Annotated in this window: 35 protein-coding genes; all 35 read right to left on the bottom strand. The window is 68.5% G+C overall.

Going from position 1 to position 22,191, the window contains the following annotated elements; all coding sequences use genetic code 11:
- Window positions 1-63: 63 nt before the first annotated feature.
- Window positions 64-624 carry a 50S ribosomal protein L17 gene (gene rplQ, locus O7627_RS03900; protein ID WP_278092123.1) on the bottom strand — a complete coding sequence of 187 codons (561 nt, stop codon included), beginning with the start codon at window positions 622-624 and terminating at the stop codon, window positions 64-66.
- A gap of 30 nt (window positions 625-654) precedes the next feature.
- Window positions 655-1,677, bottom strand: a complete 1,023-nt coding sequence (locus O7627_RS03895; RefSeq protein WP_278092122.1) for a DNA-directed RNA polymerase subunit alpha — start codon at window positions 1,675-1,677, stop codon at window positions 655-657.
- Window positions 1,678-1,733: 56 nt separating this feature from the next.
- Complete coding sequence (gene rpsD / locus O7627_RS03890) at window positions 1,734-2,360, bottom strand: 30S ribosomal protein S4 (RefSeq protein WP_278092121.1); 627 nt, start codon at window positions 2,358-2,360, stop codon at window positions 1,734-1,736.
- A gap of 16 nt (window positions 2,361-2,376) precedes the next feature.
- Window positions 2,377-2,784, bottom strand: coding sequence for a 30S ribosomal protein S11 (gene rpsK / locus O7627_RS03885; RefSeq protein ID WP_007073011.1), 408 nt, complete (start codon window positions 2,782-2,784; stop codon window positions 2,377-2,379).
- A 19-nt stretch (window positions 2,785-2,803) separates the two neighbouring features.
- Window positions 2,804-3,184: a 30S ribosomal protein S13 gene (gene rpsM, locus O7627_RS03880; protein ID WP_278092120.1), complete on the bottom strand. Its 381-nt coding sequence runs from the start codon at window positions 3,182-3,184 to the stop codon at window positions 2,804-2,806.
- A 170-nt stretch (window positions 3,185-3,354) separates the two neighbouring features.
- Complete coding sequence (rpmJ, locus tag O7627_RS03875) at window positions 3,355-3,468, bottom strand: 50S ribosomal protein L36 (RefSeq protein ID WP_012184307.1); 114 nt, start codon at window positions 3,466-3,468, stop codon at window positions 3,355-3,357.
- A gap of 97 nt (window positions 3,469-3,565) precedes the next feature.
- Window positions 3,566-3,787 carry a translation initiation factor IF-1 gene (gene infA / locus O7627_RS03870; RefSeq protein WP_007073013.1) on the bottom strand — a complete coding sequence of 74 codons (222 nt, stop codon included), beginning with the start codon at window positions 3,785-3,787 and terminating at the stop codon, window positions 3,566-3,568.
- Between the two features lie 283 nt (window positions 3,788-4,070).
- Window positions 4,071-4,625: a DUF1707 domain-containing protein gene (locus O7627_RS03865; protein ID WP_278092119.1), complete on the bottom strand. Its 555-nt coding sequence runs from the start codon at window positions 4,623-4,625 to the stop codon at window positions 4,071-4,073.
- 47 nt (window positions 4,626-4,672) lie between these two features.
- The gene (gene map, locus O7627_RS03860; RefSeq protein ID WP_278092118.1) at window positions 4,673-5,524 is read right to left on the bottom strand and encodes a type I methionyl aminopeptidase; all 852 of its coding nucleotides are present in this window, start codon (window positions 5,522-5,524) and stop codon (window positions 4,673-4,675) included.
- 9 nt (window positions 5,525-5,533) lie between these two features.
- A complete protein-coding gene (locus tag O7627_RS03855) occupies window positions 5,534-6,187 on the bottom strand; it encodes an adenylate kinase (protein ID WP_278092117.1) in 654 nt (217 codons plus the stop codon).
- Window positions 6,188-7,510, bottom strand: a complete 1,323-nt coding sequence (gene secY, locus O7627_RS03850) for a preprotein translocase subunit SecY (RefSeq protein ID WP_278092116.1) — start codon at window positions 7,508-7,510, stop codon at window positions 6,188-6,190. It lies immediately after the preceding gene.
- 236 nt (window positions 7,511-7,746) lie between these two features.
- Window positions 7,747-8,190 carry a 50S ribosomal protein L15 gene (gene rplO / locus O7627_RS03845; protein ID WP_278092115.1) on the bottom strand — a complete coding sequence of 148 codons (444 nt, stop codon included), beginning with the start codon at window positions 8,188-8,190 and terminating at the stop codon, window positions 7,747-7,749.
- The gene (gene rpmD / locus O7627_RS03840; RefSeq protein ID WP_278092114.1) at window positions 8,190-8,372 is read right to left on the bottom strand and encodes a 50S ribosomal protein L30; all 183 of its coding nucleotides are present in this window, start codon (window positions 8,370-8,372) and stop codon (window positions 8,190-8,192) included. The genes rplO and rpmD overlap by 1 nt, the downstream gene beginning before the upstream one ends.
- Complete coding sequence (gene rpsE, locus O7627_RS03835; protein WP_278092113.1) at window positions 8,372-8,986, bottom strand: 30S ribosomal protein S5; 615 nt, start codon at window positions 8,984-8,986, stop codon at window positions 8,372-8,374. Before rpsE ends, rpmD begins: the two co-directional genes overlap by 1 nt.
- A gap of 33 nt (window positions 8,987-9,019) precedes the next feature.
- On the bottom strand, window positions 9,020-9,397 hold the full coding sequence (gene rplR / locus O7627_RS03830; protein WP_347404701.1) for a 50S ribosomal protein L18: 378 nt from the start codon (window positions 9,395-9,397) through the stop codon (window positions 9,020-9,022).
- Between the two features lie 8 nt (window positions 9,398-9,405).
- Entirely contained in the window at window positions 9,406-9,948 is a 543-nt protein-coding gene (gene rplF, locus O7627_RS03825; protein ID WP_278092111.1) for a 50S ribosomal protein L6, read from the bottom strand.
- A 13-nt stretch (window positions 9,949-9,961) separates the two neighbouring features.
- Complete coding sequence (rpsH, locus tag O7627_RS03820; RefSeq protein WP_278092110.1) at window positions 9,962-10,369, bottom strand: 30S ribosomal protein S8; 408 nt, start codon at window positions 10,367-10,369, stop codon at window positions 9,962-9,964.
- Between the two features lie 150 nt (window positions 10,370-10,519).
- A complete protein-coding gene (locus O7627_RS03815) occupies window positions 10,520-10,705 on the bottom strand; it encodes a type Z 30S ribosomal protein S14 (protein ID WP_007073023.1) in 186 nt (61 codons plus the stop codon).
- Between the two features lie 3 nt (window positions 10,706-10,708).
- Complete coding sequence (gene rplE / locus O7627_RS03810) at window positions 10,709-11,293, bottom strand: 50S ribosomal protein L5 (protein WP_278092109.1); 585 nt, start codon at window positions 11,291-11,293, stop codon at window positions 10,709-10,711.
- The gene (gene rplX, locus O7627_RS03805; protein WP_278092108.1) at window positions 11,293-11,607 is read right to left on the bottom strand and encodes a 50S ribosomal protein L24; all 315 of its coding nucleotides are present in this window, start codon (window positions 11,605-11,607) and stop codon (window positions 11,293-11,295) included. Before rplX ends, rplE begins: the two co-directional genes overlap by 1 nt.
- A gap of 2 nt (window positions 11,608-11,609) precedes the next feature.
- Entirely contained in the window at window positions 11,610-11,978 is a 369-nt protein-coding gene (rplN, locus tag O7627_RS03800; RefSeq protein ID WP_015619002.1) for a 50S ribosomal protein L14, read from the bottom strand.
- A 101-nt stretch (window positions 11,979-12,079) separates the two neighbouring features.
- Complete coding sequence (gene rpsQ / locus O7627_RS03795) at window positions 12,080-12,355, bottom strand: 30S ribosomal protein S17 (protein ID WP_278092107.1); 276 nt, start codon at window positions 12,353-12,355, stop codon at window positions 12,080-12,082.
- On the bottom strand, window positions 12,355-12,588 hold the full coding sequence (rpmC, locus tag O7627_RS03790) for a 50S ribosomal protein L29 (protein ID WP_278092106.1): 234 nt from the start codon (window positions 12,586-12,588) through the stop codon (window positions 12,355-12,357). Before rpmC ends, rpsQ begins: the two co-directional genes overlap by 1 nt.
- Window positions 12,588-13,013 carry a 50S ribosomal protein L16 gene (gene rplP / locus O7627_RS03785; RefSeq protein WP_007465292.1) on the bottom strand — a complete coding sequence of 142 codons (426 nt, stop codon included), beginning with the start codon at window positions 13,011-13,013 and terminating at the stop codon, window positions 12,588-12,590. The genes rpmC and rplP overlap by 1 nt, the downstream gene beginning before the upstream one ends.
- A gap of 3 nt (window positions 13,014-13,016) precedes the next feature.
- Window positions 13,017-13,925, bottom strand: a complete 909-nt coding sequence (gene rpsC, locus O7627_RS03780; RefSeq protein WP_278092105.1) for a 30S ribosomal protein S3 — start codon at window positions 13,923-13,925, stop codon at window positions 13,017-13,019.
- Window positions 13,925-14,494: a 50S ribosomal protein L22 gene (gene rplV, locus O7627_RS03775; RefSeq protein WP_278092104.1), complete on the bottom strand. Its 570-nt coding sequence runs from the start codon at window positions 14,492-14,494 to the stop codon at window positions 13,925-13,927. The genes rpsC and rplV overlap by 1 nt, the downstream gene beginning before the upstream one ends.
- Before the next feature lie 96 nt (window positions 14,495-14,590).
- A complete protein-coding gene (gene rpsS / locus O7627_RS03770) occupies window positions 14,591-14,872 on the bottom strand; it encodes a 30S ribosomal protein S19 (RefSeq protein ID WP_088647003.1) in 282 nt (93 codons plus the stop codon).
- Between the two features lie 13 nt (window positions 14,873-14,885).
- Complete coding sequence (gene rplB, locus O7627_RS03765) at window positions 14,886-15,725, bottom strand: 50S ribosomal protein L2 (protein ID WP_278092103.1); 840 nt, start codon at window positions 15,723-15,725, stop codon at window positions 14,886-14,888.
- A gap of 12 nt (window positions 15,726-15,737) precedes the next feature.
- Entirely contained in the window at window positions 15,738-16,040 is a 303-nt protein-coding gene (gene rplW, locus O7627_RS03760; RefSeq protein WP_278092102.1) for a 50S ribosomal protein L23, read from the bottom strand.
- Window positions 16,037-16,696 carry a 50S ribosomal protein L4 gene (rplD, locus tag O7627_RS03755; protein ID WP_278092101.1) on the bottom strand — a complete coding sequence of 220 codons (660 nt, stop codon included), beginning with the start codon at window positions 16,694-16,696 and terminating at the stop codon, window positions 16,037-16,039. Before rplD ends, rplW begins: the two co-directional genes overlap by 4 nt.
- Window positions 16,693-17,358, bottom strand: a complete 666-nt coding sequence (rplC, locus tag O7627_RS03750; RefSeq protein WP_278092100.1) for a 50S ribosomal protein L3 — start codon at window positions 17,356-17,358, stop codon at window positions 16,693-16,695. The genes rplD and rplC overlap by 4 nt, the downstream gene beginning before the upstream one ends.
- A gap of 75 nt (window positions 17,359-17,433) precedes the next feature.
- Window positions 17,434-17,742, bottom strand: a complete 309-nt coding sequence (gene rpsJ, locus O7627_RS03745) for a 30S ribosomal protein S10 (protein ID WP_007073037.1) — start codon at window positions 17,740-17,742, stop codon at window positions 17,434-17,436.
- A gap of 338 nt (window positions 17,743-18,080) precedes the next feature.
- The gene (tuf, locus tag O7627_RS03740; RefSeq protein WP_278092099.1) at window positions 18,081-19,274 is read right to left on the bottom strand and encodes an elongation factor Tu; all 1,194 of its coding nucleotides are present in this window, start codon (window positions 19,272-19,274) and stop codon (window positions 18,081-18,083) included.
- Window positions 19,275-19,550: 276 nt separating this feature from the next.
- Window positions 19,551-21,647 carry an elongation factor G gene (gene fusA / locus O7627_RS03735; RefSeq protein WP_278092098.1) on the bottom strand — a complete coding sequence of 699 codons (2,097 nt, stop codon included), beginning with the start codon at window positions 21,645-21,647 and terminating at the stop codon, window positions 19,551-19,553.
- A 72-nt stretch (window positions 21,648-21,719) separates the two neighbouring features.
- A complete protein-coding gene (rpsG, locus tag O7627_RS03730; RefSeq protein WP_121158400.1) occupies window positions 21,720-22,190 on the bottom strand; it encodes a 30S ribosomal protein S7 in 471 nt (156 codons plus the stop codon).
- Window position 22,191: the final 1 nt, after the last annotated feature.

Below are 22,191 nucleotides of genomic sequence, written 5' to 3'. Positions count from 1 at the left end.
CCGGCACCCCGTGGGGTGCCGGGCCCGACACTGTCTGACCTTCCGCCGTACGGCGGAACCCGCTCAGCGGGTCTCGGTGCTCTCGTCGCTGTCCGCGCGGGCAGCCGCGGTGTCACCCGAGGCCGACTCGGGCGCGCCCGCGTCCTGGTCGGCGTCGCTCGACCGGGGAGCCGGCTCGTCGTCGCGGGCGAGCGCCTCGACCTTGTCCTGCTGGGCGGCCTTGCGGGCGGCCTTCTTGGCCGGCGGCGCCGCCGGTGCCGCGACCGCCAACTCCTCGACCAGCTCGATGATCGCCATCGGGGCGGCGTCGCCCTTGCGCGGACCCTTCTTCACGATCCGGGTGTAGCCGCCGTTGCGGGTGGCGAACCGGGGCGCGATCTGGTCGAACAGGGTGTAGACCACGTCCTTGTCCCGCACGACGGTCAGCACCCGACGCCGCGCGGCGAGGTCGCCCCGCTTGGCCTTGGTGATCAGCTGCTCCGCGAACGGGCGCAGCCGCTTGGCCTTCGACTCGGTGGTGGTGATCCGGCCGTGCTGGAACAGCGAGGTGGCCAGGTTGGCCAGCATCAGCCGCTCGTGCGCGGGGCTGCCGCCGAGGCGGGGGCCCTTGGTGGGCGTGGGCATGGTTGGTGCTCCTCGATTCTTCTGCGCGGACTACAGTTGTTCGGTCTCGCGGTAGTCGTCGATGTCGTAGTCCGCCTCACCGAAGGAGTCCACGACGTGGGCGGGGTCGAAGTTGGGCGCCGAGTCCTTCAGACCCAGGCCCATCCCGGCCAGCTTCATCTTGACCTCGTCGATGGACTTCTGACCGAAATTCCTTATATCGAGGAGGTCGGCCTCGGTGCGCCCGATCAGCTCGCCGACGCTGTTGATGCCCTCGCGCTTGAGGCAGTTGTAGGACCGGACCGTCAGGTCCAGCTCCTCGATCGGCAGGGCCAGATCGGCGGCGAGCTGGGCGTCCTGCGGCGACGGGCCGATGTCGATGCCCTCGGCGCTCTCGTCCAGCTCCCGGGCCAGCCCGAAGAGCTCGACCAGGGTGGAGCCGGCCGAGGCGAGCGCGGTCCGCGGGCCGATCGACGCCTTGGTCTCGACGTCGATGATCAGCCGGTCGAAGTCGGTCCGCTGCTCGACCCGGGTCGCCTCGACCCGGTAGGTCACCTTCAGCACCGGCGAGTAGATCGAGTCGACCGGGATCCGACCGATCTCGGCGCCGGACTGCTTGTTCTGCGCGGCGGTCACGTAACCGCGACCCCGCTCGACGGTCAGCTCCATGTCGAGCCGACCCTTGCCGTTGAGGGTGGCCAGCTTCAGGTCGGCGTTGTGCACCGACACGCCGGCCGGTGGCTGGATGTCACCGGCGGTGACGTCGCCGGGGCCCTGCTTGCGCAGGTACATGCTGACCGGCTCGTCGTGGTCGGAGCTGACGCAGAGCTCCTTGACGTTCATGACGAGCTCGACCACGTCCTCCTTGACACCGGGGATCGTGGTGAACTCGTGCAGCACGCCGTCGACCTTGATCGAGGTGACCGCCGCGCCCGGGATGGACGACAGCAGGGTCCGCCGCAGCGAGTTGCCCAGGGTGTAACCGAAACCCGGCTCAAGCGGTTCGATGGTGAACCGGGAGCGGGTCTCGCTGATCGACTCCTCGGAGAGGGTCGGCCGCTGGGTGATGAGCACTTCAGTTCTCCTTGTGTTGGGGCGCCCGCTATATGACGCCCAAACGGGTACGACTACTACTTCGAGTAGAGCTCGACGATCAACTGCTCCTGGACCTGGGTGTCGATCACCTGGCGGGCCGGCAGCGAGTGCACCAGCACCTTCATCTGGCTCGGGATCGCCTCCAGCCAGGCCGGCACCGTCTTCGAACCGGCCTCGGCCTGCGCCACGATGAACGGCGTCAGCTCCTTGGACTTGGTCCGGACCTCGACGATGTCGTGCTCCTTGACCCGGTACGACGGGATGTCGACCTTCCGGCCGTTGACCATGAAGTGCCCGTGCTTGACGAGCTGCCGGGCGTGGTCGCGGGACTTGGCCAGGCCGGCCCGGTAGACCACGTTGTCCAGCCGCGACTCGAGGATCTGCAGGAGGACCTCACCGGTCTTCGCCTGCTTGGCCACCGCTTCCTCGTAGTACCCGCGGAACTGCTTCTCCAGCACGCCGTACACCCGGCGGGCCTTCTGCTTCTCGCGGAGCTGGAGCAGGTACTCGGTCTCCTTGGTCCGACCACGGCCGTGCTGGCCGGGCGGGAAGGGCCGGGACTCGAACGGGCACTTCGGCCCATCGCACTTGCTGCCCTTGAGGAACAGCTTCATCTTCTCCCGACGGCAGCGACGGCAGTCGGGACCGGTGTAACGAGCCATCTCTTTCCTCTACCTCTCAGACCCGACGACGCTTCGGCGGACGGCACCCGTTGTGCGGCTGCGGGGTGACGTCGGAGATCTGCCCGACCTCCAGCCCGACGGCCTGCAGCGAACGGATGGCGGTCTCCCGGCCGGAGCCGGGGCCCTTGACGAACACGTCGACCTTGCGCATGCCGTGCTCCATCGCCCGGCGCGCGGCGGCCTCGGCGGCCAGCTGCGCGGCGAACGGAGTCGACTTGCGGGAGCCCTTGAAGCCAACCTGGCCGGCCGAGGCCCAGGAGATGACCGCACCGGTCGGGTCCGTGATGGACACGATGGTGTTGTTGAAGGTGCTCTTGATGTGCGCCTGCCCGTGGGCGACGTTCTTGCGTTCCTTGCGCCGGACCTTCTTGACGGCGGCCCCAGCGCGAGCCTTCGGTGGCATAAGTCTTCTGCGCTCCTAGTTACTTCTTGCCGGGCTTCTTCTTGCCGGCGACGGTCCGCTTCGGGCCCTTCCGGGTGCGTGCGTTGGTCCGGGTCCGCTGTCCCCGGACGGGCAGCCCCCGGCGGTGCCGGATGCCCTCGTAGCAGCCGATCTCGACCTTGCGGCGGATGTCAGCGGCGACCTCGCGGCGCAGGTCGCCCTCAACCTTGTAGTTGGCCTCGATGTGGTTCCGGAGCTGCAGCAGCTCCTCGTCCGTGAGGTCCTTGGCGCGCTTGTCCGGGGAGATGCCGGTGGCGGTGAGTGTCTCGACCGCCCGGGTCCGACCGACCCCGAAGATGTAGGTGAGCGCGATCTCCAACCGCTTGTCGCGGGGGAGATCAACGCCGGCTAGACGTGCCATCTGTGGGCGTACTCCTCATGCTGGTGTCGCGGAGGTCTGTACCCGCCCCACCCCGTCTGCCCAAAACCACGACGGGCCCCGGCCTCCGACCGGGGGTCAGCCACGATAGGCGTACGCGCTGCGCGCCTCGCCGCTCGTGGCTGGGACGAGCTTGTTCTGGATGGAGCGGTTCAGCCCTGGCGCTGCTTGTGGCGCGGGTCGGTGCAGATCACCATGACCCGGCCGTGCCGGCGGATCACCCGGCACTTGTTGCAGATCCGCTTGACGCTCGGCTTGACCTTCACGGTTGCCTTACTTCCCATCTGGGTCCGCCCGCCGCGCCTCGGCACGACCGGCGAACTATGAAGACGGACACGGGATTTCCCGGCCGCCGTCAGGCGACTACTTGTAGCGGTAGACGATGCGCCCGCGGGTCAGGTCGTACGGCGAGAGTTCGACGACGACCCGGTCCTCGGGCAGGATGCGGATGTAGTGCTGCCGCATCTTGCCGCTGATGTGAGCCAGCACCTTGTGGCCGTTGGCGAGCTCCACCCGGAACATGGCGTTCGGCAGTGGCTCGATGACCCGACCCTCGATCTCGATGGCTCCGTCTTTTTTCGGCATGTCCTCCGCTGTCCTGACGTCGGTTACTCCGGACGGCCCACAACGTCTTACACCGGATGGAGGACCATCCGGGCCAGCCGCGGCTCCGGCCCCACCGAAGCGCAGGGTGGGCATGCCGGAGTGGACGCTGTGCGCCGATCTGCCAGTGTACGCGCGCACGCGTACCGACGCCAAACCGAGGTCCCGTCGGCATGTTGGATCGGGCGAAGTGGTGGAAACAGGCGAAATTTCTTCCGTAGGACGAAGACAGCATAGCCGACACCGCCGGCCCGCCGCCCTCAGTTCACGACGACTCCCCGCCGCGCTCCAGGCGGCGGCGTTCCCGCCGCTCGAGCTTCTCCCGCTCCCGGTGCGCCCGCTTGGCCGCCCACTTCTGCGGCTCCCCGTTGAACAGGCCGCTCACCGTGAGCACCACCAGCACCGCGCCCCACGGCCCGGCCACCCAACCCGGCCAGAAGTAGATCAGATCCTGGACCATGATGCAGATCACCGCCCAGATGGCCACCGTGATCCCGACCGCCCCGAAGTAACCGTCCCAGGTGTCGGCCAGCCAGGCCCGGGTCGCCCCCGGGTACTTCCCGTCCGGGCCGGGTCGCCACTTCGCGGCGGGAGCCGCCGGGTCGAGCGGCGCCAGCTGCGCCTGGCCGGGCGGCACGGTGCCGGGCAGGTCGTCCAGCAGGCCCTTCAGGTCGGCGTAGGTGCGGGCCGCGTAGGTCCGCTGCAGCCGCTCGTCGTACTCGCCGAGATCGAGCCGCCCCTCGTTCAACGCCGCCCGGAGCTGATCGGCCACCGCCTCGCGATCGGCGTCGGCCGCCCGCATCTCGTCCCGCCGGTCCATGGCTAAGAGCATGCCACCGCGACGCCAGAGCGGCGAGGGGTCACCGGTCAGCGCGGCGTCGAGGTGGCCGGCTGGCGGGCGGTGACCAGGTCACCGAGTCGGCTCCGGCCGCCGTCCTCGGCGGTCAGCACCCAGACCCCGTCCGGCAGCAGGGCCATCGAGTGCTCGACGTGCGCGGCGACCGACCGGTCCCGGGTCACCACGGTCCAGCCGTCGGCCAGCTCCTCGGTCCGCGGCGAGCCGAGGGTGATCATCGGCTCGATCGCCAGCGCCAGCCCCGGCACCAGCTTCGGCCCCCGGCCCGGCCGGCCGTGGTTGAGCACGTGCGGGTCCTGGTGCATCTCGGTGCCGATGCCGTGCCCGCCGTACCCGTCGACGATGCCGTACCGGCCGCCGCGCCGGACCGCCCGCTCGATCGCGTACGAGATGTCGGTGAGCTTGCCGCGTCCGGTGGCCGCGCCGCGGGCGGCGGCCGCGATCCCGGCCCACATCGCGTCCTCGGCGACCTGCGCCATCCGGAGCAGTTCCGGGCGCACCTCGCCGACCCCGACGGTGATCGCCGCGTCGCCGTGCCAGCCGTCCAGCACCGCGCCGCAGTCGATCGAGATCAGGTCACCCGCGCGGAGCACCTGGTCGGCGGCGGGGATGGCGTGCACCACCTGCTCGTTGACCGAGGAACAGATCGACGCCGGGAAACCGTGGTAGCCCTTGAACGACGGCACCGCGCCGGCATCCCGGATCACCGACTCGGCGATCGCGTCCAGGTCGGCGGTGGAGACGCCCGGGGCGACCGCCGCCCGCATCTGGGCGAGCGCGGCGGCGACGACCAGCCCGGCGGCCCGCATCCGGTCGATCTGGTCAGGGGTCTTCAGCTGGATGTCCAGCTGGTGACGGCGCATGAACCGAGCCTATCCGCCGTACGAGCGCAGCGCGTCGATGGCCCGGACCGTGACGTCCTCCACCGGCCCGGTGGCGTCGATGCCGACCAGCTTGCCCTGGGCGCCGTAGTAGTCGACGAGCGGCGCGGTCTTGTCGGCGTACTCCCGGAGCCGCTCGGCGATCGTCTCGGCCTTGTCGTCGTCGCGCTGGAACAGGTCTGCCCCGCACCGGTCGCAGACACCCTCGGTGCTGGGGGCGTCGAACTCGACGTGCCAGATCTTGCCGCAGCCCCGGCAGGTCCGCCGGCCGGAGAGCCGGCGAATCACCTCGTCGTCGTCGACCACCAGCTCCAGCACCAGGTCGAGTGCGGTGCCCAGGTCAGCCAGGAGCTTGTCCAGGGCAGCCGCCTGCGGGGTGGTACGCGGGAAGCCGTCCAGCAGGAAGCCCTCGCCGGCGTCCGGCTCGGCGAGCCGGCTGCGGACCATGTTGATGGTGACCTCGTCGGGCACCAGCTTGCCGGCGTCCATGTAGCGCTTGGCCTCGACTCCCAGCGGCGTGCCCTGGGAGACGTTGGCCCGGAAGATGTCCCCGGTCGAGATTTTGGGCACGGCCAGGTGGGCGGCGATGAACTCGGCCTGGGTCCCCTTTCCCGCCCCGGGGGGACCGACCAGAACCAGTCGCATCTACCGCAGGAACCCTTCGTAGTTCCGCTGCATGAGTTGGCTCTCGATCTGCTTCACCGTCTCCAGACCGACGCCGACCATGATGAGCACCGCGGTGCCGCCGAAGGGGAAGTTCACGTACTGGTCGCTGTCCAGCCAGATGAAGAAGAAGTTCGGCAGGATCGAGACCAGGCCCAGGTAGAAGGCGCCGGGGAGGGTGATCCGGCTGAGGATGAAGTCGAGGTAGTCCGCGGTCGGCTTGCCCGGCCGGATGCCCGGTACGAAACCGCCGTACTTCTTCATGTTGTCCGCGACCTCGGTCGGGTTGAACGTGATCGACACGTAGAAGTACGTGAAGAAAATGATCATGAGGAAGTAGACGACGATGTAGATCGGGCTGCGCGGGTCGGCGAGGTTGTTCTGCACCCAGGCCTGCACGTCGCCCGGGTCGTTCGGGTCGAAGAACTGCAGCGCCAACTGCGGCAGGTAGAGCAGCGAGGAGGCGAAGATGACCGGGATCACACCCGCCTGGTTGACCTTCAGCGGGATGTAGGTGGAGGTGCCGCCGTACATCCGCCGGCCGATCATCCGCTTCGCGTACTGGACCGGGATCCGGCGCTGCGACTGCTCGATGAAGACCACCAGGGTGATGACGACCAGCACCAGCACGATCACCAGGCCGAACATGTCCCAGCCGTGGGTGGTCTTGATCGACCAGCCCTCGCTGGGGAGCCGGGCCGCGATCGAGGTGAAGATCAGCACGGACATGCCGTTGCCGACGCCGCGGTCGGTGATCAGCTCGCCGAGCCACATCACCATGCCGGTGCCGGCGGTCATGGTGACCACCAGGATCGACACCGTCAGCCACATCGGCAGCCCGGTGCCCTCGGGGATGATCGGGAACTCGTCGCACTGGCCGTTGAAGAGCTGGCCGGACCGAGCCAGCGCCACGAACGCCGACGCCTGCAGCACACCGAGGCCCAGCGTCAGGTAGCGGGTGTACTGGGTGATCTTCGCCTGGCCGGACTGGCCCTCCTTGCGGAGCTGCTCCAACCGCGGGATGACCACGGTGAGCAGTTGCAGGATGATCGACGCGGTGATGTAGGGCATGATGCCCAGCGCGAAGACCGACAGCGACAGCAGCGCACCACCGGAGAAGAGGTTCAGCAGCGTGAACACGCCCTGGGTCTCGACGGTGTCGATGCATCGCTGCACGTTGCCGTAGGAGACGCCCGGGCTGGGCAGCGTCGCGCCGAGCCGGTAGACCGCGATGATGCCTACTGTGAACAGCAGCTTCTTGCGCAGGTCAGGCGTGCGGAACGCACTGAGAAAGGCGGAGAGCAACTTCTTCCTCCTGCGCGAAGCGGGCCGCCGGTGGTTCGTGGCGGGGTGGGGTGGTTGTCGGGCGGTGAACCCGATATCCCTAGCTGGGATCGGACTCTAACAGTCCGGCGCGTTCCGGGGCAGGTGCGCCCGGAGAACATACACCGGCTCCGATGTTACCGATACCGCAGGGCCGCTGCGTAGGCCGTGGCGCCCGCCGATCGAGACCGGCCGAGCGCCACGGACCCACGTGAGACCTAAAGCTCGGTGGCGGAGCCACCGGCTGCGGCGATCTTCTCCTTCGCCGACGCGCTGAACGCGTGCGCCGACACCTGGAGCGTCACACCACCGAGGTCACCGGTGCCGAGGACCTTGACCGGCTGGCCCTTGCGGACCGCGCCGGCGTCGACCATCTCCCGGGGACCGACCTGTCCGCCGTCGGGGAAGAGCTCGGCGAGCCGGTCCAGGTTGACCACCTGGTAGACGACCTTGAACCGGTTCTTGAAGCCCTTCAGCTTCGGCAGCCGCATGTGCAGCGGCATCTGACCACCCTCGAAGGCCGCGGAGATGTTCTTGCGGGCCTTCGAGCCCTTGGTACCCCGGCCGGCGGTCTTGCCCTTGGAGCCCTCACCACGACCGACCCGCGTCTTCGGGGTCTTCGCCCCGGGCGCCGGACGGAGATGGTGCACCTTGATCGTCATCAGTCGACCTCCTCGACCGTCACGAGGTGGTTCACCTTGAAGATCATGCCCCGGATCTCGGGACGGTCCTCCTTGACCACCACGTCATTGATCCGCTTGAGCCCGAGCGAACGCAGCGACTCCCGCTGGTTGTGCTTGGTCCCGATGTTGGATCGGACCTGCGTGACCTTGAGCCGTGCCATCAGGACGTCACCCCCGCCCGGGCCGCCAGCATCGCGGCCGGCGCCACGTCCTCGACCGGCAGGCCACGACGGGTGGCCACCGCCTCCGGCGACTCGAGGCTCTTCAGGGCCGCGACGGTCGCGTGCACGATGTTGATCGCGTTCGACGACCCGAGGCTCTTGGAGAGCACGTCGTGAATTCCGGCACACTCCAGCACGGCGCGCACCGGACCACCGGCGATCACACCGGTACCGGCGCTGGCCGGCTTGAGCAGTACCACTCCGGCGGCGTCCTCGCCGAGCACCGGGTGCGGGATCGACGCGGCGATCCGCGGCACCTTGAAGAAGTGCTTCTTGGCCTCCTCGACGCCCTTGGCGATCGCCGCCGGCACCTCCTTGGCCTTTCCGTAGCCCACGCCGACCGTGCCGTCGCCGTCGCCCACGATCACCAGGGCGGTGAAGCTGAAGCGACGACCACCCTTCACGACCTTGGCAACTCGGTTGATCGCGACGACCCGCTCAAGGTGCGGGGTCTTCTCGACGGGCGCGTTTCCGCGGCCGCCCTCACGGCGGTTGTCGCGGCGACCACCCTCGTTGCCACCGGACCCGCCGCCACGGCGCTGTTGACCTGGCATCAGCAGCCTTCCTTCTCTCTCGTGACGGGGTTACTAGAACTCGAGGCCGGCTTCGCGGGCGGCGTCCGCCAGGGCGGCGAGCCGCCCACCGTACCGGTTGCCGCCGCGGTCGAAGACGACCTTGCCGACGCCGGCGGCCTTGGCCCGCTCGGCGACCAGCGCACCGACCTTGCCGGCCAGGGCACTCTTGTCGCCCTCGGTGCCGCGGATCGACGCGTCCAGGGTCGACGCCGACGCCAGGGTGTGCCCCTTGGTGTCGTCGACGATCTGGGCGGTGATGTGCCGCAGCGAGCGGGTGACGACCAGACGGGGCCGCTCCGCGGTGCCGCTGACGTTCTTGCGGACGCGGAAGTGCCGACGCGCCCGCCCGATGGCGCGCTTGGCGGCGACGCCGCGGCGGCGCTTGAGCAGCGTGGCGGTCACTTCTTACCTGCCTTTCCAGCCTTGCGGCGGATGACCTCGCCCTGGTACTTGACACCCTTGCCCTTGTAGGGCTCCGGCGGGCGGATCTTCCGGATGTTGGCGGCCACCTCGCCGACCAACTGCTTGTCGATGCCGGCCACGTGGAACAGCGTCGGCCGCTCCACCGTGAAGGTGATGCCGGCCGGCGCGGGCACCTGCACCGGGTGCGAGAAGCCGAGCGCGAACTCCAGGTCGCTGCCCTTGGCGGTGACCCGGTAGCCGGTGCCGGCGATCTCCAGGGTCTTGCGGTACCCCTCGGTCACTCCGACGATCATGTTGGCGACCAGGGTCCGGCTCAGCCCGTGCAGCTCCTTGGCCCGGCGCTCGTCGTTCGGGCGGTTGACGTGCACGTGCCCGTCGTCACCGCGCTCGACCGTGATCGGCTCGGAGAGCGTCTGGGAGAGCTCGCCCTTCGGGCCCTTGACCTTGACGGTCCGCCCGTCGATGGTGACGTCGACACCGGAGGGCACCGGGATCGACTTGCGTCCAATTCGCGACATTATCGATTCTCCGTTACCAGACGAAGGCGAGGACTTCCCCGCCAACGCTCCGCTTGCGGGCCTGCCGATCGGTGAGCAGCCCCTGGGACGTCGAAATGATCGCCACGCCGAGCCCGCCGAGCACCCGCGGGAGCCCGTCCGACTTCGCGTACACCCGCAGGCCGGGCTTGGACACCCGCTTGATGCCGGCCAGGCTCCGCTCCCGGTTCTGGCCGTACTTCAGCTCGACCACCAGCCGCTTGCCGACGACACCCTCCTCGGGCTCCTCGACCGACCAGGTGGCGATGTAACCCTCGGTCTTGAGGACCTCGGCGATGTTCGCCTTGATCTTCGAGTAGGGCATCGTCACCTGGTCGTGGTACGCCTGGTTGGCGTTACGCAGACGGGTGAGCATGTCTGCGATCGGATCGGTCATAGTCATGGGTTCTTCGTCAGCCTTTCTCGCCGGGGTTCCCGGGGCGCGCGGCCCGGGGCCTACGGCGTTGCGATCCTCGTTCCGACCCGCGGCCGGAACGCAGCTGGGCCTCAACCGGGTTACGATCCCCGCCCCGCCGGTTGCCGGGGCACGCCCTCACCAGGAGGCCTTGGACACGCCGGGCAGCTCGCCGCGGTGGGCCATCTCCCGGATGCACACCCGGCAGAGGCCGAACTTGCGGTAGACCGCCTTCGGACGTCCGCACCGCTGGCAGCGGGTGTAGGCGCGAACCGAGAACTTCGGCTTCGCGGCCGCCTTGAGGATCAGCGCCTTCTTCGCCATTGCTCAGTTCTCCTTGCTCGGGTCCGCTTTGAACGGGAAGCCGAGAAGCTTGAGCAGCGCCCGACCCTCGTCGTCCGTCTTGGCGGTGGTGACCACCGTGATGTCCATGCCCCGCTGCCGATCGATCCGGTCCTGGTCGATCTCGTGGAACACCGACTGCTCGGTCAGACCGAACGTGTAGTTGCCGTGCCCGTCGAGCTTGCGCCCGTCCAGACCGCGGAAGTCGCGGATCCGGGGCAGCGCGATCGACAGCAGCCGGTCCAGGAACTCCCACATCCGGTCGCCCCGCAGGGTGACCTTCGCGCCGATCGGCATCCCCTCGCGGAGCTTGAACTGCGCGATGGACTTGGTCGCCCGCCGCACCTGCGGCTTCTGGCCGGTGATCGTGGTGAGGTCGCGGACCGCACCCTCGATCAACTTGGCGTCCCGAGCGGCCTCGCCGACGCCCATGTTGACGACGATCTTGACCAGGCCGGGGACCTGCATCGGGTTGCCGTACTCGAACTGCTCGCGCAGCTTCGCCACGACCTCGTTGCGGTACCGCTCCTTGAGGCGCGGCAGGGTCTTCGTTTCGGTTGCCGTCGTCATCACAGGTCCTTACCGGTGCTGCGCGCGATGCGGACCTTCTGGCCGCTGTCGTCGATCCGGTACCCGACCCTGGTCGGGTTGCCGTCGGAGTCCAGGACCTGCACGTTCGAGACGTGGATCGGGGCCTCCTGGGTGACGATGCCGCCGGTCTTGGCACCGCGCTGGGTGGTGCTGATGCGGGTGTGCTTCTTGACCCGGTTCACGCCCTCGACCAGGACCTTGTCCTGCCGCGGGTAGGCCGCGATGACCTTACCCTTGGCACCCTTGTCCTTACCGGCGATGACGACAACCGTGTCACCTTTCTTGACCTTCACGGTTACAACACCTCCGGCGCGAGAGAAATGATCTTCATGAACCGCTTGTCCCGCAGCTCCCGCCCGACCGGGCCGAAGATACGGGTGCCGCGCGGGTCCCCGCCGTCCTTGATGATGACGGCGGCGTTCTCGTCGAAGCGGATGTACGAGCCGTCCGGGCGCCGCTTCTCCTTGGCGGTGCGGACGATGACGGCCTTGACCACATCGCCCTTCTTCACACCTGCGCCGGGAATGGCGTCCTTGACCGTGGCCACGATGACATCGCCGATGCTCGCGTAGCGCCGACCGGAACCGCCGAGAACCCGGATGCACAGGATCTCCCGGGCACCCGTGTTGTCGGCGACGCGCAGTCGCGACTCCTGCTGAATCACGTCTATCTCCTATGTCTGCCAGTTCTCGGAGGGCATCCGAGCTTGGCGGAACCCCATCCGAGCTTGGCGGAACCCTGAGCCTTCTGGTTCGGCGAGGTGTCTTACTTGGCCTTCTCGAGGATCTCCACTACCCGCCACCGCTTGGTGGCCGACAGCGGACGGGTCTCCATCAGCAGCACCCGGTCGCCGATGCCGCACGCGTTCTGCTCGTCGTGCGCCTTCAGCTTGCTGGTGCGCCGTAGGACCTTGCCGTACAGCGCGTGCTTGACCCGGTCCTCGACCTCGACCACCACGGTCTTTTCCATCTTGTCGCTGACCACCAGGCCCTCGCGCACCTTGCGCTGGGCCCGTGGCTTGGCAGCAGTGTTCTCGCTCATCACGCAGTCACCTCAGTCGGCGCGGCCGAGAGCCCCAGCTCACGCTCACGCATGATCGTGTAGATCCGGGCGATCTCCCGACGGATGACCTGCAGCCGACGGTTGTTGTCGAGCTGGCCGGTCGCGGCCTGCACGCGGAGGTTGAACAGCTCCGCCTTGGCCTCCCGCAGCTTCGTGACCAGCTCCTCCTCGGAGAGCTCACGCAGCTCGGAGGCGGCAACGCCCGCCGCCATCAGCTTTCACCCACTTCGCGCGTCACAATGCGGCATTTCATCGGGAGCTTGTGGATCGCGCGGCGCATCGCCTCACGCGCGATCTGCTCGTTGGGGAAGGACATCTCGAAGAGCACCCGCCCCGGCTTGACGTTCGCGACCCACCATTCCGGTGAGCCCTTGCCGGAACCCATCCGGGTCTCGGCCGGCTTCTTGGTGAGGGCCTGGTCCGGGAAGATCGTGATCCAGACCTTGCCACCACGCTTGATGTGCCGGGTCATCGCGATACGCGCCGACTCGATCTGCCGGTTCGTCACGTACGCGGGCTCAAGCGCCTGGATTCCGAACTCGCCGAACACCACCCGGTTACCGCCCTTCGACGCGCCACTGCGGTCGGGGTGGTGCGGCTTGCGGAAGCCCTTCGGGGGCTTGCGCGGCATCAGCATCTGTCAGCCCTCCTGCGCTGAGCTGTCCGTACCGGCGGCGTCCGCCGCGGGGGCGGGCGCGGCCGGACTGGCCTGGTTCGCCGGCGCGGCAGCGGCCGGCGCGGCGGTCTCGGTGGGGGCGTCGGCCGGGCCGCTGGAGATCCCCGCCGCCGCGGCCCGACCGGCCTCGGTGCCGCCGGCCGTGGTGCCCGACGAACCGGACCGACCACGACGCGGACGCTCCGGACGGTCGCCCCGCTCGCGACGCGGCCGGGCCGGGCCCGTGTCGGCCGGGGTCTCCCGACCGGGTACGGCGTCACCCTTGTAGATCCACACCTTCACGCCGATCCGGCCGAACGTGGTACGCGCCTCGAAGAAGCCGTACTCGATGTTGGCCCGCAGCGTGTGCAGCGGAACGCGACCCTCGCGGTAGAACTCGGTACGGCTCATCTCGGCGCCGCCGAGGCGGCCGGAGACCTGCACCCGGATGCCCTTGACGATCGGGTTCTTCATCGCCGACTGCATGGCCTTACGCATCGCCCGCCGGAAGCTGACCCGGCTGGAGAGCTGCTCGGCCACGCCCTGGGCGACGAGCTGGGCGTCCGACTCGGGGCTCTTCACCTCGAGGATGTTGAGCTGCACCTGCTTGCCGGTCAGCTTCTCCAGCTCGCCGCGGATCCGGTCGGCCTCCGCACCCTTACGGCCGATCACGATGCCCGGCCGGGCGGTGTGGATGTCGACCCGGACCCGGTCCCGGGTCCGCTCGATGTCGACCTTGGAGATGCCGGCCCGCTCCAGCCCCTTGGACATCATCCGGCGGATCTTGACGTCCTCGCCGATGTAGTCCTTGTAGAGCTTGTCCGCGAACCAGCGCGACTTCCAATCGGTCGAGATGCCGAGCCGGAACCCGTGCGGGTGAACCTTCTGCCCCATTACTCGGCACCCTCCGTCTTGCTCTTGCTCTGCGTGTCGGTCTCGGCGGCGTCGGGCGTCTCGGTCGCCGTGGCGTCCGACTCGGTCGCCTCCGACGCCTTCGCGTCCGACGCGGTGGCCTCCGACGCCTTGGCGTCCGCCGGCGCGGCGGCCTTCTTGGCCGGCGACGCCTTCTTGGCGGCCGCCTTGCGCGGCTGCGTGGCCGGCGCGACGGCCTCCACCACCACGGTGATGTGGCAGGTGCGCTTGCGGATCCGGTACGCCCGGCCCTGCGCCCGCGGCCGGAACCGCTTCATCGTCGGGCCCTCGTCGACGAACGCCTCGGCGACGAGCAACGCGTCGGGGTCCAGCCGCTCGTTGTTCTCCGCGTTGGCGATCGCGCTGGCGAGCACCTTGTAGACCTGCTCGCTCGCCGCCTGCGGCGCGAACTGCAGCACCGTGAGCGCCTCCTTCGCGGGCAGACCGCGGACGAGGTTGACCACCCGGCGCGCCTTGGTCGGCGAGATGCGCACGTGTCGCGCAATCGCCCGCGCGCCCGGAAGCACCGGAGCGTCGCCCTTTACTGGCATCGCTGTAACCCCTTGATCCTTATCCGTACGACTTTGTTCGGCCGGCTTCGTCTGGCAGTCAGCCCGCCGGCTGGCGGGCCGAACAAGAGTCGGCCACTAGCGGCGGCGGCTCTTCCGATCGTCCTTCTCGTGACCCTTGAAGGTGCGGGTCAGCGCGAACTCGCCGAGCTTGTGCCCGACCATCGCCTCGGTGACGAACACCGGGACGTGCTTGCGTCCGTCGTGCACCGCGATCGTGTGCCCGAGCATCTCCGGGATGATCGTCGAGCGCCGCGACCAGGTCTTGATCACGTTCTTCGAGCCCTTGTCGTTCTGCGTCTCCACCTTCTTGAGCAGGTGGTCGTCGATGAACGGGCCCTTCTTCAGGCTACGAGGCATCTCAGTTTCTCCCTCAGCCGCGCTTACGCGTGGCGTAGCGGCGGCGCACGATCAGCCGGTCACTCGGCTGGCCCTTACGACGGGTCCGCCCCTCGGGCTTACCCTGCGGGTTGACCGGGTGGCGACCACCGGAGGTCTTACCCTCACCACCACCGTGCGGGTGGTCGACCGGGTTCATGGCCACGCCGCGGACGGTCGGGCGCTTGCCCTTCCACCGCATCCGGCCGGCCTTGCCCCAGTTGATGTTTGACTGGTCGGCGTTGCCGATCTCACCGATGGTGGCCCGGCACCGCACGTCGACCCGCCGGATCTCGCCGGACGGCATCCGCAGCGTGGCGTACGCGCCCTCCCGGCCGAGCAGCTGGATGCCGACGCCGGCCGAGCGGGCCAGCTTGGCGCCGCCCCCCGGCCGCAGCTCCACCCCGTGGATCGTGGAACCGACCGGGATGTTGCGCAGCGGCAGGTTGTTGCCCGGCTTGATGTCCGCGCTCGGCCCGGACTCGACCGCGTCGCCCTGCTTGAGGTCCTTCGGCGCGAGGATGTAGCGCTTCTCGCCGTCGGCGTAGTGCAGCAGTGCGATCCGCGCGGTGCGGTTCGGGTCGTACTCGATGTGGGCGACCTTCGCCGGTACGCCGTCCTTGTCGACCCGCTTGAAGTCGATCAGACGGTACTGGCGCTTGTGCCCGCCGCCGTGGTGCCGCGTGGTGATCCGGCCGTGCGCGTTGCGCCCGCCCTTCTTCGGCAGCGGAGCCAGCAGCGACTTCTCCGGCGTCGACCGGGTGATCTCGGCGAAGTCGGCGACGCTGGAGCCACGGCGGCCCGGCGTCGTCGGCTTGTACTTACGGATAGCCATTGTCTATACCCCTCAGCTGACCGGGCCGCCGAAGGCCTCGATACGGTCTCCGTCAGCCAGCTTCACCATCGCCCGCTTGGTGGCCTTGCGCTGGCCGAACCCGGTCCGGGTCCGCTTGCGCTTGCCCTCGCGGTTGAGGGTGTTCACCGTCAGGACGCGGACGTTGAAGATCTGCTGGATCGCGATCTTGATCTCGGTCTTGTTGGCGTCCGGGTGCACCAGGAAGGTGTACCAGTTCCGGTTCAGCTCGCTGTAGCTCTTCTCCGAGACGACCGGCGCCACGATGATGTCGCGCGGATCGGCGACGGTGCTCATTCCCCACCCTCCTCGGCGGTCTCGGCAGGCTCGGTGGCCCGGCCGAGGAACTCGTCCAGCGCCGCCCGGCTGAACACCACCGCGTCGGACACCAGCACGTCGTACGTGTTGAGCTGGTTGGACTTGATCAGGTGCACGCTCGGCTCGTTGCGCAGCGACACCCAGCTCAGCTCGGTCGGGCTGGAGAGCACGACCAGCACCCGGGTGGCGTCGGTGACCTTGCGCAGCGCGGCGATGGCGGCCTTGGTCGACGGCTTCTCGCCCTCGACGAACGCCTCGACCACGTGCACCCGGCCGGCGCGGGCCCGGTCGGAGAGGGCACCGCGCAGCGCGGCCGCCTTCATCTTCTTGGGGGTCCGCTGGCTGTAGTCGCGCGGGACCGGGCCGTGCACCACGCCGCCGCCGGCGAACTGCGGAGCGCGGATCGAGCCCTGCCGGGCCCGGCCGGTGCCCTTCTGCTTGTACGGCTTCTTGCCGCCACCGGCGACCTCGCCGCGGGTCTTCACCTTGTGGGTGCCGCTGCGCGCAGCCGCGAGCTGCGCCACCACGACCTGGTGCATCAGCGAGAGGTTCGCCTGCACGTCGAAGACGTTGTCCGGCAGCTCGACCGAGCCGGCCTTGGCGCCTTCGACGTTCAACACGTCAACCGTGGTCACTTGGCTGCACCGCCCCTCTTCACCTGGGCCTTGGCGGCGGTCCGGACCAGTACCAGCGCGCCCTTGGGGCCGGGGATGGCGCCCTTGACCAGCAGCAGGTTGTTCTCGGTGTCGACCGCCTGGACCGTCAGGTTCTGCACGGTGAAGCGCACGCCACCCATCCGGCCGGCCATCTTGACGCCCTTGAAGACGCGACCCGGGGTCGCGCAGGCGCCGATCGAGCCGGGCGAGCGGTGCTTGCGCTCGACACCGTGGCTGGCGCGCAGGCCGTGGAAGCCGTGCCGCTTCATGACGCCGGCGAAGCCCTTGCCCTTGGTCCGGCCGGTCACGTCGATCGCCGCACCGGGCGCGAACGCCTCGACGGTGACCTCCTGGCCGAGTTCGTAGTCGGTCGCGTCGGTGGTGCGCAGCTCGACGATGTGCCGCCGCGGCGCCGCGCCAGACTTCGCGAAGTGCCCGGATTTCGGCTTGTTGACCTTCCGCGGGTCGATCGCGCCGTACGCCAACTGGACCGCGGCGTAGCCGTCCGTGTCGGCGGTACGGACCTGGGTCACGACACACGGGCCGGCCTGCACCACGGTTACCGGGACAACGCGGTTGTTGTCCCAGAGCTGGGTCATGCCGAGCTTGGCGCCCAGGATGCCCTTCACTTGCCTGTCCATTCGTCCGGTCCCTAACTCTCTATAGACCGCCCGCTTGACCGCGGACTTCATCGCTTCCGTCCGCAGGCGGTCGGGCTACAGCTTGATCTCGATGTCGACGCCAGCCGGCAGGTCGAGGCGCATGAGCGAGTCGACCGTCTTGGGGGTCGGGTCGATGATGTCGATCAGACGCTTGTGGGTGCGCATCTCGAAGTGCTCGCGCGAGTCCTTGTACTTGTGCGGCGAACGGATCACGCAGAAACGGTTGATCTCCGTGGGCAGCGGCACCGGGCCCGCGACCTGCGCCCCGGTTCGCGTCACCGTCTCGACGATCTTGCGCGCCGAGGAGTCAACGACCTCGTGGTCATAGGCCTTGAGCCGGATGCGGATCTTCTGTCCCGCCATGGTGCCCTCTGTTCCCTCTCTCGCCTTGCGCTTCTTCTTCTCTGCTCCGTCGGAGTGAGCCTCCAGCGGGCTGTTCCAGGCCGGGCACCGGCACCGCCGGATTCCGCGCTGCCGACCCCCGCGGTCGGGCGTGTCGCGATGTCGAGCCAGGCTCCGCCCCGAGAGATTCTGGCGGGTCCGGCCCTGCGAACGGGGGTCCGGGCACCGGGCCCGCGCTCAACGCGGCTCCGGACGCCCTGCGAGGGTGGCTGGCTCACGAGCAGCCAGCCACCCCGCCGGTACGCAACCTGACTAGTATGCCGTACTAGCGCACGGCAACGCTAATCGGGGTCACCTGTCTACTTGAGGATCTTGCTCACGAAGCCCGCGCCGACGGTCCGGCCGCCCTCGCGGATGGCGAACTTGAGGTTCTCCTCCATCGCGATCGGCTGGATCAGCTTCACGGTCATCGCGGTGTTGTCGCCCGGCATGACCATCTCGGTGCCCTCGGGCAGCGTGACGACGCCGGTGACGTCCGTGGTGCGGAAGTAGAACTGCGGACGGTAGTTCTGGAAGAACGGGGTGTGCCGGCCGCCCTCCTCCTTGGAGAGGATGTAGACCGTCGCCTCGAACTCCGTGTGCGGGGTGGTGGTGCCGGGCTTGACGACCACCATGCCGCGCTCGACGTCCTCGCGCTTGATACCGCGCAGCAGCAGGCCGACGTTCTCACCCGCGCGGGCCTCGTCCAGCACCTTGCGGAACATCTCGATGGCGGTGCAGACCGTCCGCTGCGACTTCTCGCGGATACCGACGATCTCCACCTCCTCGTTCGGCTTGAGCACGCCACGCTCGGCGCGACCGGTCACCACGGTGCCCCGACCGGTGATCGTGAAGACGTCCTCGATCGGCATCAGGAACGGCCGCTCGGTCTCGCGCTCCGGCTGCGGGATGGCGGTGTCGACCGCGCTCATCAGATCCATGAGCTTGTCGGTCCACTCCGGGTCGCCCTCCAGCGCCTTCAGCGCCGAGACGCGGACCACCGGCAGGTCGTCGCCCGGGTACTCCTGGTTCGACAGCAGCTCCCGAACCTCCAGCTCGACCAGCTCCAGCAGCTCCTCGTCATCGACCATGTCGCTCTTGTTGAGCGCCACCACGATGTAGGGAACGCCGACCTGCCGGGCCAGCAGCACGTGCTCACGGGTCTGCGGCATCGGACCGTCGGTCGCCGCGACCACCAGGATCGCGCCGTCCATCTGCGCCGCACCGGTGATCATGTTCTTGATGTAGTCGGCGTGCCCGGGGCAGTCGACGTGCGCGTAGTGCCGCGCCTCGGTCTGGTACTCGACGTGCGCGATCGAGATCGTGATGCCGCGGGCCTTCTCCTCCGGCGCCTTGTCGATCTCGTCGAACGGCGTGTACGGGTTGAGGTCCGGCATCCTGTCGTGCAGGACCTTCGTGATGGCCGCCGTCAGCGTCGTCTTACCGTGGTCGATGTGACCAATGGTGCCGATGTTGACGTGCGGCTTAGTCCGCTCGAACTTCGCCTTCGCCACTGGTGTCCTCCTGTGGACTTCTTGGTTCGTACGCCCGGCGCGCCATCTGACGCTTAGGACTCTGTCGACAGCCTTTCCGGCCCGTGGAGACCGGGAAGCTCTTGTGCCTCTGCCGGCCTGCACAATCCAGGCCGACGGAAGCTCTTGGGTCTTGCGGCGGTGAAACCTTCAGGCCCGGTCGTGCAGCCCGGCCCGTGACGGCCGCGGGGCGAGATTACTCGCCCGCGGCCCTCGCGATATCACCGACCCGGCACCGGGTGAGCTTCGCGTTTCCGCTCACTCACCCGTCGCCTTCGCGATGATCTCCTTCGCCACGCTCTGCGGAACCTCGGCGTAGGAGTCGAACTGCATGCTGTAGCTAGCCCGGCCCTGAGTCTTCGACCGCAGGTCGCCGACGTAGCCGAACATCTCCGACAGCGGCACCAGAGCCTTGACGACGCGAGAGCCGCTGCGCTCCTCCATCGCCTGGATGATCCCGCGCCGCGAGTTGAGGTCGCCGATCACGTCGCCCATGTTCTCCTCGGGCGTCGTGACCTCGACGGCCATCATCGGCTCGAGCAGTGCCGGGTCGGCCTTGCGGGCCGCCTCCTTGAGCACCATCGAACCGGCGATCTTGAAGGCCATTTCCGACGAGTCGACCTCGTGGTACTGGCCGTCCAGCAGGGTCAGCTTGAGACCGACCAGCGGGAAGCCCGCCAGGATGCCGTACTGCATGGCGTCCTGAGCGCCGGCGTCCACCGACGGGATGAACTCCCGCGGCACCCGGCCACCGGTGACCGAGTTGGCGAACTCGTACGTCGCCGACTCGTTGTCCAGCGGCAGCGGCTCCAGGCTCACGATCACCCGGGCGTACTGACCCGAGCCACCGGTCTGCTTCTTGTGGGTGTACTCGATCTTGTCCACCTTGCGGCGGATTGTCTCGCGGTACGCCACCTGCGGCTTACCGAAGTTCGCCTCGACGTTGAACTCGCGGCGCATCCGGTCGACCATGATGTCCAGGTGCAGCTCGCCCATGCCGGAGATGACCGTCTGACCGGTCTGGTCGTCGAGCTTGACCCGGAACGTCGGGTCCTCCTCGGCGAGCCGCTGGATGGCGGTGCTGAGCTTCTCCTGGTCGGCCTTGGTCTTGGGCTCGATCGCGACCTCGATGACCGGCTCGGGGAAGGTCATCGACTCCAGGATCACCGGGCTCGCCGGGTCGCAGAGGGTGTCGCCGGTGGTGGTCTGCTTCAGACCCTGCACCGCGATGATGTCGCCGGCCTGGGCGGAGCCGCGCTCCTCCCGCTTGTTGGCGTGCATCTGGTAGATCTTGCCGATCCGCTCCTTGCGGTCCTTGGTGGAGTTGATCACCTGGGACCCGGTCTCCACCACGCCGGAGTAGACCCGGACGTAGGTGAGCTTACCGAGGTGCCGGTCGGTCTGGATCTTGAAGGCGAGGCCCGAGAACGGCTCCGACTTCGACGGCTTCCGCAGCATCGGGGTCTCGCCGTCGGTGGCCGTACCCTCGATCGCCGGAACGTCCAGCGGCGAGGGCAGGAAGTCGACCACCGCGTCCAGCATCGGCTGCACGCCCTTGTTCTTGAACGCCGAACCGCAGAGCACCGGGTTGGCCTTGCCGGCGATGGTGGCCCGCCGGATCGCCGCCCGCAGCTCCTCGACCGGGACTTCCTCACCCTCGAGGTACTTCTCCATGATCGAGTCGTCCACGTCGGCGAGCGTCTCCACCAGCTTGTCGCGCCAGAGCGCGGCGTCGTCGGCGAGCTCGGCCGGGATCTCCTCCAGGGTGAAGTCCTCACCCTTCTGGGTCTCGCCGCGCCAGGTCAGCGCGCGCATCCCGATCAGGTCGACGACGCCGATGAAGTCGGCCTCCGACCCGATCGGGAGCTGCAGGACCAGCGGCGTGGCGTTCAGCCGGTCGATCATCATCTGGACGCAGCGGAAGAAGTCCGCCCCGGTGCGGTCCAGCTTGTTGACGAAACACATCCGGGGGACGTTGTACTTGTCCGCCTGGCGCCAGACGTTCTCGGTCTGCGGCTCCACGCCGGCGACCCCGTCGTAGACCGCGACGGCGCCGTCGAGCACCCGCAGCGACCGCTCGACCTCGACGGTGAAGTCGACGTGACCGGGCGTGTCGATGATCTGGATCGTGTGATCCTTCCACTCGCACTTGGTGGCGGCGGAAGTGATCGTGATGCCCCGCTCCTGCTCCTGCTCCATCCAGTCCATGACGGCACCGCCGTCGTGGACCTCACCGATCTTGTACGTGATGCCGGTGTAGAACAGGATCCGCTCGGTGGTCGTGGTCTTACCAGCGTCGATGTGCGCCATGATGCCGATGTTGCGTACGTTGGCGAGCGCGTCTGCGGCGGCCACTTCAATCCCTACTTATCGTCGTCTCGACAGCCCGGTCACGCCGTCAACCCCGGCGCGGGCCACATCTTCGAATTACCAGCGGTAGTGCGCGAAGGCCTTGTTGGACTCGGCCATCTTGTGGGTGTCCTCACGCCGCTTGACGGCGGCGCCGAGGCCGTTGCTCGCGTCGAGCAGCTCGTTCATGAGCCGCTCGATCATGGTCTTCTCGCGGCGGGCCTTCGAGTACGTGACCAGCCACCGCAGCCCGAGCGTGGTGGCCCGGGCCGGCCGGACCTCGACCGGCACCTGGTAGGTGGCGCCACCGACCCGGCGGCTGCGCACCTCCAGCGTCGGCTTGACGTTGTCCATCGCCCGCTTGAGGGTGACGACCGGGTCGGTGCCCGACTTCTCCCGGCAGCCCTCCAGGGCGCCGTACACGATGCGCTCGGCGAGCTGGCGCTTGCCACGCAGCAGGATCTTGTTCACCAGCTGGGTGACCAACGGCGAGTTGTACACCGGGTCGGCGACCAGCGGCCGACGCGGAGCGGGACCCTTACGCGGCATG

Origin of the sequence: Solwaraspora sp. WMMD1047, assembly GCF_029626155.1 — a bacterium.
GTDB lineage: Bacteria > Actinomycetota > Actinomycetes > Mycobacteriales > Micromonosporaceae > WMMD1047.
Note: the sequence above shows the minus strand (reverse complement) of the source record. Positions and strands in the feature narration are given on the sequence as shown.